The following is a 13227-nucleotide window of genomic DNA, read 5'->3' on the forward strand; positions in this document are numbered from 1 at the left end:
ACAATTTTGAAAAACTGCTATAATCAGTCTATGATTATCGACAATAAATACACTATACGCCATAAGGTGCTTACAGGAAACATAGACGGAAAATGCAGGGCTACACCCATGGAATTTGCGATTTTGATGCAGGAATTGGCGGCAGGTCATTACAGCACGACAGGCCTTTCCGTTCCGCATTTGCAAAAAATGGGCTTAACATGGGTTATCACAAAACAGCATTTTGAAATTACCGAATACCCTCTTTGGATGGATGATTTAATCGTTCAAACTTGGGCTCAGCCGCCTAAGGGCTTTTTTTGCTTTAGGGATTTCGCCTTCTTTTATGCAAAAAACGGAAAAAAAACTTCTATCGATGAGGCTTTTGAAGAAAAATGCCGTATCGAAGAAGGAAGAGAAAAAAGCTTATCTATAGAAGAAGGATTTAAGGAGCTTAAACAACCTATCTTTCGTGCAAGTTCTTGTTGGGTAATATTGAACTCAGAAACAGGACAGCCTGTAAAGCCGGATGAAAAAACTATGGGAAATTTAGCCTTTAATGAAGATCACATGGAAGGCAAGGTATTTGCAAAAATTCCTGCATGCGAAAAATGGGATACAGAAGAAAGATTCCGTCCTACCCTTTTGGACATAGACATGAATTCTCATGTAAACAATTTAAACTATTTAAGATGGATTCTGTCATACATGGATGCAGACTTTTGTAAGGGAAAATTATTAAAGACCCTTGATACCAATTTTGTTTCATCGGCCATGTACGGAGAAGAGCTTATATGCAGATCAAGCCGATCGGAAAATATCTGCATTCATTCCATAATAAGAGCAAAAGACGAAAGCGAGGTATTTAAAGCACGCTCCGAATGGGCTGACGAAAAGGCTCTTTCCCGAACACTAAATTTATCTGACTAAACCGAAACGGGCTCTGGGAAAAAGAATTAGATTTACCGTTCCGAGCATCCTTGAAGAATGAATATAGCGCGGTGCTACATTTGTTACAAACATCATCGACATGGCATCATCCTTGTTAAGGGCTTCCAAGTGGTATTGATATTCATGCCTCATATCCGTGGAATTAAAGCGGTTATCTCCCATCATAAAGTAGCAGTTTTCGGGGATGTACTCTTCTTCTCCCTTGGGAAATTCATCCATATTTCTTTGAGATGAGAGGGCTAAATAGTAGAGGTATTCACCAAGTTCGTTTATAATAGCTTGGCGTTCCGCATCCGAAGAAAAAACCGCATCGCTGACATTGGCCTTATAAAGTTCGGCATTCCGTACAAGGAGCTTTCCAAATCCGAGTTTAATAAGAACATTGAGTTGAGCATTTCTCATCTCATATAAGTTGTAGGAATTTTTTTCGGCAGATTTTTTCCATGAAGTTAAAAAGTTTTCAAACCACATAAGCCCGCCGTCCGTCGTCAAAATCTTTGAGGCTATGGCTTCATTATCTCTTGCCATTTGAATAACAAGGTACTGCCCCTTGTTTAAAAAGTCCTTGGCCGAAAATACCTTATCGGGCTTAGCCTTTATTTCTTTCATCTTTTTAATAAGGGCGAGGGCTTCCTTTTCGGCCTCATCAAAATCGACCTTTGCCCGCCAAGCCTCTACCGATTGAAGGCGGTTTAAATCTTCGGTATTCATTTTTACATCTTTTACATATTTTAAGCTTGACTGAGGCAGCTTGGACAGATCCCAAACGGCATAGGCACTTTCATCAAAGACCTTAAAATCCTTTTCTCCGGCTTTTTTTATGTAGAGCACTCCGTCTACAAGCATTAACTTTTCTCCGCTTAGGCCCACAATCCTTTTTACCAAGGGGTCAGCCTTGATCTTTCCATTTTCATCTTTGTTGATGTTGACCATAGTGAGGGTTAGGTACTGCACCAGCTGGGAAGTAAAAAATTTAAGCTCGTTATTCGGGTCATCTTCATAATGAGGATTACGGATTATAACCACATCTCCCCTCTTATAATTATAAATTTGAGGAAATCGGAATGAAGAAAGAGGAAAGGTCGGCCCTGCAGCAACTTTAAAGCCTGCGACCCTGTCCCCTATCATAAACTGCTGAACCATAGATTCCGAAGGAATAACATAGAGCTGCAAAACAAAAACGGTAAAAAGGAGAACTACACAGGCAGCCTGCAAGATGGAATCGACCCAATCCAAAATTTCCGAAATAAGAGAACGCTTTTTCTTAGGTATCGCGGGCAATTCCGGGAAATACTTAGGAAGCCTCTTATCCTTTAATCTAAACAAAAGCACTCTATTATAAATAACTAAGGCAAACCAATAGACGGCTAAAATTGCATCAAGCACAGACCTATCCTGTTCGGCTTGAACAGCCTTGGATATAATAAAGCAGGCCATAAAAATATACGGCACATATTCCATAGTTTTACGCATTATGAACATGTCTCTCACGATCTTCTTTTTAAAAAAAGAAAATATACAAAAAGCCGTCCAAAGAGAATAAGCCGCACCTAAGACCACTGCAATCACAGCAATACTTGAGGCATTTTTTATAATTAGTAAAATTGAAAATAAAAAACTTAAAACCGGTTCTGCATAAAAAAGGATAGACATGAAAACTCCTAGTAATTTATATAAACAGCTTATAAAAACATCAGCTTTTAAAAGCAGCCTTATTGCTATCTAAACAAAAACAAGGCCCATAAGCAACAGAGTATATCACTTTTTTGTATTTTATGCTAGAGTTCGTGCATTTTAATGTACAGTTTAAAAAAATCCGGCCTATAGATTTTTTTAAGCAAAATGGGTACAATAAATGCCTTAAAAAGTTTTTATTGGAGTTTCGATAAACAGCTCGGCAGAAATTCTGCCTCACTGTTTATCTTTATTGGAGAAATAATTATGAAGATGACGCAGATGTATATGCCTACCTTACGAGAAATCCCGAATGAGGCTGTTGTTGAAAGTCATAAGCTGCTTTTGCGGGCAGGAATGATAAGAAATTTGGCTAACGGGCTTTTTGCCTATTTGCCCCTCGGCTTAAAAGCCTTTAGAAAGGTAGAAAAAATTATCAGAGAAGAAATGGATGCAATAGGCTGTCTCGAATTTAAGCCTCCCGTAATTGTTCCGGGTGAAATTTGGCAGGAATCGGGAAGATGGGACTCGATGGGCCCTGAACTTTTGCGTATTAAAAACCGCTTAAACCAAGAATTGGTTGTAAGCCCCACTGCTGAAGAAGCCTTTACAGCCCTTTTAAAAAACGAATTATCCTCCTATAAAAACTACCCGCTCTTAACCTATCAGATTAACACAAAATACCGGGATGAAATCCGGCCGCGATACGGGCTTATGAGAACCCGCGAATTTACGATGAAGGACGCTTACTCTTTCCATACAAACGATAAAAGTTTAGACGAAGCCTATCTAAGTTTTGAAAAGGCCTATATAAAGATTTTTAAGCGCTGCGGCCTTACGGTAATAGGAGTAAAAGCCGACTCAGGTGCTATGGGAGGAAGCGGTTCTCAGGAGTTCATGGTAGAATCTTCGGTTGGGGACGACACCCTATTGCTCTGTCCATCTTGCGGTTATGCAGCGAACGAAGAAAAGGCAGCCTGCGCACCCGATAAGGAACAAGGAAACGGCAATATGCCCCAAGGTTCAGCCTTATCTATAGAAGAAATTGACACTCCCAATGTAAAAACAATAGAAGACCTTACAGCCTTTTTAAAGACTGAAAGTTCTTCTTTTATAAAAACCTTGATTTACCGAGTAGAAAATTCCGAGATATTAGGCAATGCCGAAAATGGCAAAAAAGCTGCAAAAAACGAAAATAAAACAGTTTTAATTGCAGTCTGCATAAGGGGCGACTTGGAAGTAAACGAAGCCAAGTTAAAGTCCTCCCTTAAAGCCTCGGACGCAATCCTTGCAAGCGATACTGAAGTTGAAGAAGCTACAGGAACGATTGTCGGCTTTGCAGGCCCTGTAGGCTTAAAAAATATTCCGGTCATTGCAGATGAAAGCGTTATGCTCATGCACGATGCGGTAACCGGAGCCTTAAAAAAGGACAAACACCTCCTCCATGTGGAGCCTTCAAGGGATTTTACCCCCGCCCATGTCTTTGACCTCCGCACGGTAAGGGCCGGAGATAAGTGCGCGGTTTGCGGCACCGCCCTTTACACAAAAAAAGGAAATGAACTCGGGCATATCTTTAAGCTGGGATACAAATATACGAAGGCTATGAATATGACCTATCTCGATGAAAACGGAAAACAACAGCACCCTTCCATGGGCTGCTACGGCATAGGTCTTGATCGGCTTACAGCTTCAATTGTCGAAGAACACCATGATGAAGACGGAATAATCTGGCCAATGAGTATCGCCCCCTTCCAAGTTGCTATAGTCCCCATAAAATACGAGGGAGAAATGCAAAAGGAAGCCGACCGCCTCTACGAAGAATGCAAAAAAAGAGGAATTGAAGCCCTCTTAGATGACCGAAAAGAAAGGACAGGCGTTAAGTTTAAGGATATGGACCTTATAGGCATTCCGATAAGGCTTGTAGTCGGCGAAAAAAATCTTCCCAATATCGAATTTAAGCTTAGAAAGGCGGTAGAAAGCAGCTTGGTCGATAAAGACAAGGTTGTAGACTTAGTTGAAAAAACCGTAAAAGAAGAACTTGCAAAATTAAACTAGAGGATTTTTAAATGAAAAAAATTTTAAGTTTTGGTTTTCTACTTTTTTTTCTCTTCACGGCAGAAGGTTTTAAGCTCATAGCCGAAGAAAAATCGGCATGGGAGGGAACGGAATCGGGAGATTACCTTATCTATCAGGACCTTTCGTGGAAAGAACCGACATGGGCCGGCTTTTTATATTACAACGATAATACGATAGGCAGTTTTGTATACACTTCAAACGGAAGAACTGTTGCAAAAGTTCTATTTAGCGGGGAAATTTTAGACGGAGAATTCGTAATTACAGGCCAAAACAATATTTCGGGTATTAACACCGATCCGTCCTACACCTATGCAATAAACTATCTTATGGGAATGCTCCCGAAACTCTACGCGTGGAAGTCTCAAAATTTGATTGAAAGCCTTATAATAAAAACCGGCTCCAAAACGGTAGATGAAGAACAATTCGGAGGGGAAAGCGAAGTAAAATTCCAATCCTACATTCCCCTTTTTCATGTAAAAGAAATTTTAGATTCCAATAAAGAAAAAGCCTTTGAGTTGGTCGAAATGGGAAAAATCAGGGACGAAAAAACTTTTTTTGATTTTAAGCCTCTCGAAGATGCTAAACCGCTTGAGTCCAAATTCGTTTTAAACTCCAAGGCAAAAAAAGAAACAAAAACCGTTGACGGAGTTAAACTTTCGTTGGACAGCCAATGGAAGCAGATAGCAGACAATACCTTTCTTATGGGAAATGAAGCTTTTTTAAATGTAAACACAATAGATCTAAAGACAAGGCCGGACACCAAAGGTAAAGAAGAAGATTTTTTAATAAAATACTTTTCGTCTTCGGGCAAGGCATCCAAAATTCTTGCAAAAAATACGGATATAAAAGGAACAAAACAAAAATTTAAAATCATAAACAGCGTCTATGATCTTGAAACAAAGAGCATCAAACACGATATTAAATTGGTAATAAAAAGAGAAAATTCAAAATATACGGTAGTAAGCTTGACCGTCGATAAATCTTCGTATCAAAAATACAAAGACTATTTTGACGGCTTATTTTAAAAATTTATGGAGGTGCAAAATGCAGCAAACTTTAATGGAATATGTAAAAGACATTTTACCTGAAATTGCAAAACACACGATGAAAAACCCGGCTGTTACGCCCGAAAATGTATTACAAAAGGGAAATCCCGCCCTGTCTAAAATTCTTGATGATATGGTAGACGATCTCGCCCTTGAAAATTCAGAATTCAGACATCCCGAACACCTAAAAGAATTTTTAGATGAGGTAAATAAGGGAAAAAAAGGCATAATACTTGCGGAGCACTACAGCAATATGGATTATCCGGCCTTTATAAATTTAATGAAAAAAACCGGTACTAAAGGAACGGAGCTTGCCGAAAAGTGCATCGCAATGGCCGGGCTAAAACTGGGAGAAGACAATCCCTATGTTGCAGCCTTTGCAAGCGCCTATGACCGCATTTATATCTATCCCAGCCGTTCCATCAAATCGATTAAAGACCCTGAAGTTTTGGCAGAAGAATTAAAACGGAGCAAAATGATAAACCTTGCTTCAATGCGGGCACTTGAAAAAGCAAAGGAAGCAGGCCGGGTAATTCTTGTATATCCTGCAGGAACCCGATACCGCCCCGGAAAACCCGAAACAAAAAAAGGTGTAAAAGAAATAGATTCCTATATTAAAATGTCCGATATAATGCTCTTGGTTTCAAGCAACGGAAACTGTTTGCGTATTTCGGATTCGGGAGATATGACTGAGGATACGGTTTGGAAGGATAGACTCATCTTTGATGCAAGCCCCGTCATAAACTGTGAGGAATATAGAGAAAAAATAAAGGCAGAACATGGAGACCTTACAGGCATAGATAAAAAGCAGGCTGTAGTAGATCAGGTAATGGCAGACCTTGAAAAGATGCACGAAGCAAACGAAATCGGACGGCTAAAATAGAAAAGTTTTTATAGGAGGTGTGATAAACAGTTCGGCAGAAATTCAGCCTCACTGTTTATCTGCCGAGTTTGCCTTTCAGGCAAACATCGCATTATTGTATGCAGTTTGTAAACAAACTGCGTGAAAAAACTTTTTTCGCAAGCTGATTCGCTATCCGCTTTAGCGGATACGATGAAAAATTTCCTTACAGAACAGAGCCGAAAGGCTCTGATATTTGCTGCAAAAAGTTTTTATAGGAGAAGATTGTGACGCATACGTTTTATGTTGAAGTTCGAAGCTACGAGCTTGATGCTTATAATCATGTAAACAACTCGGTTTACCTAAACTATCTGGAATATGCCAGAATGCAGTTTTTAAAAAAAATAGGTTTTGATTATGTAGGGATGATTGAAGAAGGCTACATGCTCTATGTATCCCACATAGATATTAAATACAAACACTCTGCCAAACTTTACGATAAACTGGCCATTGAGGTTACTCACATAGATTTGGGTAAAGTTTCCGGAACCTTTTTGCAGGTTATAAAAAATGAAGAAGGTAAAGTCTGTGCTGAAGCAAAGGTAACCTGGGCCTGTGTGGACAGTACGGGACGGCCCGTTAAAATACCCGAAAAATACTTGGTTCCGGGGCTGGAGCCCGAACTTCAGCCATAAAAAGTTAATTTTAGCTTATTTTTTATTGACTTAATTTCGGCACGGTATTATATTCTATTCCGTCTTAAAAAAATATGGAGTTTATATGAAATCTATTTTAAAAACATGTTTATTTATTGCTCTTCTTTCATCGGTAAATCTCTTTGCGATGGGAGCAAAGGAAATTCCCGATAACGGCAAAAAAAATGTTGCCGTTACCTTCGATGCAATGAAAGAGTTGACTCAGGCAGTTGCAGGGGATAAGGTTAATATTTCGGTTATCATCCCGCCGGGAATGGAAGCTCACGACTTTGAGCCCAAAGCTAAAGACCTTGCTTTTTTATCGAAGGCCGATATTTTAATCTATAACGGTCTGGGTATGGAGTTTTGGCTTGATGAAGCCGTAAAAGCGGTCAACAACAAAAAGCTGATTATGGTCGAGGCTAGCAGCGGAATTGAAGCAATCAAGGCCGGTCATCACAATCATGATGAACATGGAGAAGACTGCGACTGCGAAGCCTGTGCCGGGCAGCACAAACACGGTAAGGGGCATGAACATTGCCATCACGGAGAATTCGATCCTCATACATGGCTCAGCCTCTCTTCTGCAAAAATTATGGTTAAAAATATTGAAAATGCTCTGACTACGGCTGACCCTGCAAATGCAAAAAGCTATAAAGAAAATGCAAGTAAATACATTGCTGAGCTTGACGAACTTTTAAAAGAATATATCGAGAAATTTTCTAAAGTAAAAAACAAGCACTTTGTAACGGGCCACGCAGCCTTCGGATATCTTTGCAGAGATTTTGACTTGAAGCAGAATTCCGTAACCGATATCTTTAATGAAAACGAACCGAATCCGAAAGAACTTGCAAAACTTATCGAATATTGCAGAGAGCACAATGTAAGGGTTATCTTTACGGAAGAAGCGGCAAGCCCCCTTGTTTCAAAAACACTTGCAACAGAGCTTGGAGCCAAGGTTGAAAAAATTTACACAATCGAAAGCCCTGAAGATAACAAAAGCTATCTTGAACGCATGAAAACAAATTTAATGCGCATATATGAAAATTTAAAATAAAAGGAACGGGCGGGTCTTTTGATTTTTTTAAAGACCGCCCGGCTCTTTTTGTTGGAGAATAAATGAGACATTACTTTAAAAATATATTCCGAATTAAAAGTACCTTTGCCTTGATGTTTTTGTCTTTTTTCTGTATTTTTTTATCGGTATGTAGAATTTTTATAGCAGAAAACTATTTTTTACTTTTTTTGGTCTGGAACTTATTTTTGGCCTTTGTGCCATGGCTTATATCTTCAACTCTATACCTATCAAAAAACAATAACAAAATAATTTTTATTGTTTTTATGACTATCTGGCTTCTGTTTTTTCCCAATGCTCTTTATATTGTAACAGATTTTATCCATCTAAAAACGGCAGCTTCAACAATGCGCTGGTATGATTTAATCCTGTTGTTTTCTTACAGCTTTGCAGGTCTTTTTTACGGCTTCGTAAGTTTGGATTTTATCGAAGCAAAGATGCAAAAGCTTTTTAATATAAAATATCCGCAAATTTTTTCGATTTTTGCGATATATCTTTCAGCTTTCGGCATCTATCTGGGAAGATTTTTAAGGTGGAATTCATGGGATCTTGTAACGAATTTAAGTTCCGTTCTATCAGACCTTTTTTTGCCGATAAAGAATCCCTTTATACATGCAAGAACATGGGCCTTTATTCTTTTACTGGGAACCCTTTTTAACCTGCTTTATATATCGTACAAGAGCTTTGGCGAGAAAAAAATTTAAATTTTTAGGATTATTTTACTTGACAATTGCAATAATTATGTTAGAATTATATTAAGAGGGAGATGTGAGTATCCGTCTTAGGCGGTTCAAAGCACAACTCCCATAAGGGGCATGACTTCATGCCCCTTTTTAGTTTTTAATAAGCCTGCCTCGGATTAGACCTCAGTTTTTACACCTTATTTTTAATTCTTTAATTCGGCCAAATAAGCCAGCAAGAACTTCCATACACGTTCTACAGAGGCAATGTCCATATGTTCGTTAGGAGTATGAACATCATACAAATTGGGCCCGAAACTTACAGCATCTACATTGGGAAGGGTTTTCTTTAAAAGACCGCATTCAAGCCCTGCGTGGATGGCCGTAATAACGGGTTCTTTTTTGTTAAGCTTTTTGTAAACATTGACGGCAGCATCGCGTACAGGAGAATCGGGACTGTACTCCCAAGCGGGATACTCCGAAACCTTTTTGAATTCGGCTCCGCAGCGCTCGGCTTGGATTCTAAGTATGTCCACAATTTCATCCAAGGCACTCTTTACACTGCTTCGTACAGAGGTTGTAAATTTGATTCTTCCATCAATTTCTTCCAAAACTCCGTTATTTAAACTTGTTTGAACAAGGCCGTGAATCTCCATGCTCATATATTGAACACCATTGGGAATACTTGCCATAAAATCAATTAGATTTAAGGTAAGCTCTTTTGTAAACATTTGGCCTGAAGAATTCTGCGTTTCATTTGCAGTAACAGTTAAAAGTTTATCAACAGCTCTGTATTCGCCCTTAAAATCGGCAGCAAGTTTTTCGACAATTTTCAAAACGGCTTCCTTATTTTCAACCGCTATAACAGCATGGGCATCCTTTGCAATAGCATTGTGTTTTGAACCGCCTGAAATTTCTACTATATTGATTTTTTCGTTTTGCTTGATGTTATACAGAATTCTTCCCAAAAGTTTAATTGAGTTGGCTCTCTGCTTGTTTATTTCGATACCCGAATGTCCTCCGAGAAGACCTCCGACAGTGATTTTTAAGAATGTTCCCTTGGCTGCTTCTTTCTTTATATCGAAAAAAATATTAATATTGGATCCGCCTGCGCAGCTTACCAAAAAGACGCCTTCTTCTTCCGAATCTATATTTAAAAGGCGTGTTCCTTGCAGGTGTTCATCGGTAAGAGCCATAGCTCCGCCCATCCCTGTTTCCTCTTCTGTCGTAATCAAAACTTCGAGCGGCGGATGGGGAATATCCTTTGAGTCAAGGACGGTAAGAGCGTATGCGACTGCTATACCGTCATCTCCTCCAAGGGTTGTCTTATCGGCATAGAGCATTTCTCCCTTTACAACGAATTTAATAGGATCCTTTAAAAAATCATGATTTGAGGAAGCATCCTTTTCACAAACCATATCCATGTGTCCCTGAATAATAACTGTCGGAGATTTTTCATAGCCGGCAGTTCCGGGCTTCTTTATGATAACATTCATAGCCTTATCTTGATGTACTTCAAGATTTCTATCTTTTGCAAATTTTACAAGAAAATCGCTAATAGCTCTTTCGTTTCCCGAACCTCTCGGCACTTGAGAGATTTCGTAAAACCATTTAAATACTTCCTTAGGTTCAGTGTTCTGTAATGGATTCATTATTGCCTCCAAATTATTTATTTTATAGGCTAGTAGTATATTATAAAATATAAAAAAAAACAATCAGGATAACTGGCATGACTATGAGTTTAATCGCATTTATATGGGATAGGTTGTGTATATTTCTTGAGGATTTTTTATCATATCATGCAAACGCTTTTCAATATGTTCCCAATTAAATTTTCCGACTATTAAGTTTACCGGCTCATGTATAAAGTCTATATCATTTTGAGTAAATAAGTCCAAATCAATACTTTTCCTGTGTCCAAGACGTAATGCAATAGAAGTGCCGCCAACTAAAAAAAATTGATCCATTTGACTGTCTTGCATGAGCGTTCTTAACAATTCAAATGCAGTTTTCTCGACAGTGTTCTTTTGCAGCATAAAAAATCTTCCTTTTTTAAATCAAAAAGCAAACAAGACCAATTCAATTCTTTTGGGGAAAGGTGAGGAATTTGTACAACAATATTTTTTACCCTTTCAAAGCCGCCGTAAAGTTGAAACATTGCATAATAATCCTCAGGTCTGCCGTATTCCAAAACGCGGGCGACAACAATTTTTGACATTATATTCCAATCCCAATCGGGAGCTTTTGTATCATATTCCCAGAGAATTGACTGAGAAATTTGTTCTTTTTTGTGAGTTTCATAATCTGCAAAAAACATATCATACCTCCCAAGTTTTATTATAGCATATTTGTATACATTTTTCCATTCTCCGCTTGCTTTATATTCTAGGATATGATATACTTTTGCAAGTTGTGAGGGCTAAAATGTTTTATCAAAAATACGGTAGTCAAATTTTTAGAAACACAAAAAACAAACAACTTTCTTCCTATATATATATATATATATATATATATATATATATAACCGCAAACCGGCAGTTTATTTAAACATTCCAATAATTTTTATTTCACATACAACTGACTATACTCAAGCAAAGGAGAACCTTTATGGAAACAAGTACTATTATTGACGGCGGCACTTCTTTTGTAATCGATTCCGAAAAGAAAACAATTACGATTTATGTTAAAACGGCAGACGGCTCGAGCGTAAAAGCCGAGGGTTGCACTGAGACAGTAATTGAAAGTGGGACTGAATCAACTTTAAACATTAAATCTTCTCTAATAATTTTAAAAGGAAATATTATTGAATTTAACTGCGGAGGTGATCCTTATACCTATGGAAACCAAATTAAAAGTTTAAACGTGCAGGGCCTAAAAAACTTAGAAAAACTTAATTGCAGCGGTAATAGGCTTACCGAATTAAACATTGAAGGTTTAAATAATTTGAAAGAACTTGCGTGCCGATATAATCGGCTTTCAAGTTTGGACGTTGCCCATTTACCGGCTTTGGAATTTTTATGGTGCACTGCAAATTTGCTTACAGATTTAAACTTAACAGGAATGTCTTCCTTAAAGCGGCTTGGCTGTAACAACAATAAACTCGAAGTTTTAAACCTTGAAGGCTTGACTTCACTTGAACACCTTTGGTGCGGAAACAATTTATTGAATAAACTAAATTTAACTGATTTGAAAAGTTTAACCGGCTTAAATTGTGAAAAGAATAAACTTACAGAGCTGGACTTAACCGGATTAACGGCATTGGAGCATCTGTGGTGCAGTAAAAATTTGTTAACAAAACTTAATTTAACAAAAGCATTACATTTGCAAAGCCTTGATTGCAGTTCAAATATGCTTACCGAACTAAACACAGAAGAATTGAATGATTTACAATATTTAAATTCATCAGGTAACTGTTTGCCTCTAAGCTAAAAAGCTCTAAGCCATAAATTAAAAGAATCTTTCATCCATTCGGCTACATCCATCCCGTAAACGGATTGTAAAATTTCTCTATTTAAAACCTCATCTTTTTTTCCTGAGGCTTGTATTATCCCGTCTTTTAAAAAAATAAGTTTATCTGCAAATTGCAGGGCCAGGTTTATATCGTGGAAGACACCGATGACGGCTTTAGCTTCTTTTTTGCAAATCTCTTTTAAAAAAAGAATAAGCTCGGTTTGAGCCTTTAAGTCCAGATGATTTGTGGGTTCATCCAGTAAGATAAGTTCGGGTTCTTGGGCAAGAGTGCGGGCCAGATAAACACGCTGAAGCTGACCGCCTGAAAGTTCATCTATTTTCTTTTCACGCAAATTCCAAATGTCTACCGCCCTTAAACATTTTTCTACATAGGCCCTGTCTTTTTTTGAGACGGAAAGAAAAGAGCTGCCCTCTCTGTGTGCATATCTTCCCATCATAACGGTATCATAGACGGAATATGAAAAATATATGGAAGAAACTTGACTTAAAACGGCGATTTTTTTTGCTATATCCTTGCGTTTGATATTTTTTAAGTTTTGACCGTTTAAAAGAATTTCACCCGAATAGCCGATAAGACCGGCAAGAGTTTTTAAGAGGGTCGTTTTTCCGCAGCCGTTAGGACCCAAAACACAAAGGCTGTCTCCTTTTAAAACCGAAAAGGAAATATCTTTTAAAACGGGAGTCTTTGAATATCCCGCGTAAACCGATTTTACATTTATTAAAGGATAGTCCATAAAAG

General features: G+C 38.1%; 13 protein-coding genes. 8 read left to right on the forward strand and 5 right to left on the reverse strand.

The window, feature by feature from the left end; translation table 11 throughout:
* The first annotated feature begins 30 nt into the window (after positions 1–30).
* Positions 31–909 carry an acyl-ACP thioesterase domain-containing protein gene (locus tag TDE_RS10490; protein ID WP_164920614.1) on the forward strand — a complete coding sequence of 293 codons (879 nt, stop codon included), beginning with the start codon at positions 31–33 and terminating at the stop codon, positions 907–909.
* Here TDE_RS10490 and lepB read toward each other — a convergent pair.
* Positions 898–2583, reverse strand: coding sequence for a signal peptidase I (gene lepB / locus TDE_RS10495; RefSeq protein WP_002680071.1), 1686 nt, complete (start codon positions 2581–2583; stop codon positions 898–900). The genes TDE_RS10490 and lepB overlap by 12 nt on opposite strands.
* Positions 2584–2871: 288 nt before the next feature.
* Between lepB and TDE_RS10500 the strand changes: the two genes are divergently transcribed.
* The 6 genes from TDE_RS10500 (at position 2872) to TDE_RS10525 (ending at position 9041) form a co-directional block, all read left to right on the forward strand.
* Complete coding sequence (locus tag TDE_RS10500; RefSeq protein WP_010957184.1) at positions 2872–4659, forward strand: proline--tRNA ligase; 1788 nt, start codon at positions 2872–2874, stop codon at positions 4657–4659.
* Positions 4660–4670: 11 nt separating this feature from the next.
* Positions 4671–5705: a hypothetical protein gene (locus TDE_RS10505; RefSeq protein ID WP_002680074.1), complete on the forward strand. Its 1035-nt coding sequence runs from the start codon at positions 4671–4673 to the stop codon at positions 5703–5705.
* Between the two features lie 19 nt (positions 5706–5724).
* A complete protein-coding gene (locus TDE_RS10510; protein ID WP_002680076.1) occupies positions 5725–6609 on the forward strand; it encodes a 1-acyl-sn-glycerol-3-phosphate acyltransferase in 885 nt (294 codons plus the stop codon).
* A gap of 245 nt (positions 6610–6854) precedes the next feature.
* Complete coding sequence (locus TDE_RS10515) at positions 6855–7262, forward strand: acyl-CoA thioesterase (RefSeq protein ID WP_002680077.1); 408 nt, start codon at positions 6855–6857, stop codon at positions 7260–7262.
* 85 nt (positions 7263–7347) lie between these two features.
* Complete coding sequence (locus TDE_RS10520) at positions 7348–8319, forward strand: metal ABC transporter substrate-binding protein (RefSeq protein ID WP_002675665.1); 972 nt, start codon at positions 7348–7350, stop codon at positions 8317–8319.
* 62 nt (positions 8320–8381) lie between these two features.
* The gene (locus TDE_RS10525) at positions 8382–9041 is read left to right on the forward strand and encodes a DUF1361 domain-containing protein (RefSeq protein WP_002680079.1); all 660 of its coding nucleotides are present in this window, start codon (positions 8382–8384) and stop codon (positions 9039–9041) included.
* 182 nt (positions 9042–9223) lie between these two features.
* Here the strand turns inward: TDE_RS10525 and TDE_RS10530 are convergent, their stop codons facing one another.
* The 3 genes from TDE_RS10530 to TDE_RS10540 form a co-directional block, all read right to left on the reverse strand.
* A complete protein-coding gene (locus TDE_RS10530; RefSeq protein ID WP_002680081.1) occupies positions 9224–10669 on the reverse strand; it encodes an aminoacyl-histidine dipeptidase in 1446 nt (481 codons plus the stop codon).
* A 99-nt stretch (positions 10670–10768) separates the two neighbouring features.
* A complete protein-coding gene (locus TDE_RS10535) occupies positions 10769–11053 on the reverse strand; it encodes a nucleotidyl transferase AbiEii/AbiGii toxin family protein (RefSeq protein ID WP_002680083.1) in 285 nt (94 codons plus the stop codon).
* Complete coding sequence (locus TDE_RS10540) at positions 11008–11334, reverse strand: DUF6922 domain-containing protein (protein ID WP_002674450.1); 327 nt, start codon at positions 11332–11334, stop codon at positions 11008–11010. Before TDE_RS10540 ends, TDE_RS10535 begins: the two co-directional genes overlap by 46 nt.
* Positions 11335–11624: 290 nt before the next feature.
* Here TDE_RS10540 and TDE_RS10545 point away from each other — a divergent pair, with 290 nt between their 5' ends.
* Entirely contained in the window at positions 11625–12446 is an 822-nt protein-coding gene (locus TDE_RS10545; RefSeq protein ID WP_002680084.1) for a leucine-rich repeat domain-containing protein, read from the forward strand.
* Here the strand turns inward: TDE_RS10545 and TDE_RS10550 are convergent.
* Positions 12443–13222 carry an ABC transporter ATP-binding protein gene (locus tag TDE_RS10550; RefSeq protein ID WP_002680085.1) on the reverse strand — a complete coding sequence of 260 codons (780 nt, stop codon included), beginning with the start codon at positions 13220–13222 and terminating at the stop codon, positions 12443–12445. The genes TDE_RS10545 and TDE_RS10550 overlap by 4 nt on opposite strands.
* Positions 13223–13227 lie beyond the last annotated feature (5 nt).

It is taken from the genome of Treponema denticola ATCC 35405, from assembly GCF_000008185.1.
Lineage (GTDB): Bacteria > Spirochaetota > Spirochaetia > Treponematales > Treponemataceae > Treponema_B > Treponema_B denticola.

Excerpts from the sequence above, each read along its gene's own strand:
- TDE_RS10490 (WP_164920614.1), top strand. The coding sequence starts at position 31 with ATGATTATCGACAATAAATACACTATACGCCATAAGGTGCTTACAGGA.
- lepB (WP_002680071.1), bottom strand. The coding sequence starts at position 2,583 with ATGTCTATCCTTTTTTATGCAGAACCGGTTTTAAGTTTTTTATTTTCA.
- TDE_RS10510 (WP_002680076.1), top strand. The coding sequence starts at position 5,725 with ATGCAGCAAACTTTAATGGAATATGTAAAAGACATTTTACCTGAAATT.
- TDE_RS10535 (WP_002680083.1), bottom strand. The coding sequence starts at position 11,053 with ATGCTGCAAAAGAACACTGTCGAGAAAACTGCATTTGAATTGTTAAGA.
- TDE_RS10545 (WP_002680084.1), top strand. The coding sequence starts at position 11,625 with ATGGAAACAAGTACTATTATTGACGGCGGCACTTCTTTTGTAATCGAT.
- TDE_RS10550 (WP_002680085.1), bottom strand. The coding sequence starts at position 13,222 with ATGGACTATCCTTTAATAAATGTAAAATCGGTTTACGCGGGATATTCA.
- TDE_RS10500 (WP_010957184.1), top strand. The coding sequence starts at position 2,872 with ATGAAGATGACGCAGATGTATATGCCTACCTTACGAGAAATCCCGAAT.
- TDE_RS10505 (WP_002680074.1), top strand. The coding sequence starts at position 4,671 with ATGAAAAAAATTTTAAGTTTTGGTTTTCTACTTTTTTTTCTCTTCACG.
- TDE_RS10525 (WP_002680079.1), top strand. The coding sequence starts at position 8,382 with ATGAGACATTACTTTAAAAATATATTCCGAATTAAAAGTACCTTTGCC.
- TDE_RS10520 (WP_002675665.1), top strand. The coding sequence starts at position 7,348 with ATGAAATCTATTTTAAAAACATGTTTATTTATTGCTCTTCTTTCATCG.
- TDE_RS10540 (WP_002674450.1), bottom strand. The coding sequence starts at position 11,334 with ATGTTTTTTGCAGATTATGAAACTCACAAAAAAGAACAAATTTCTCAG.
- TDE_RS10530 (WP_002680081.1), bottom strand. The coding sequence starts at position 10,669 with ATGAATCCATTACAGAACACTGAACCTAAGGAAGTATTTAAATGGTTT.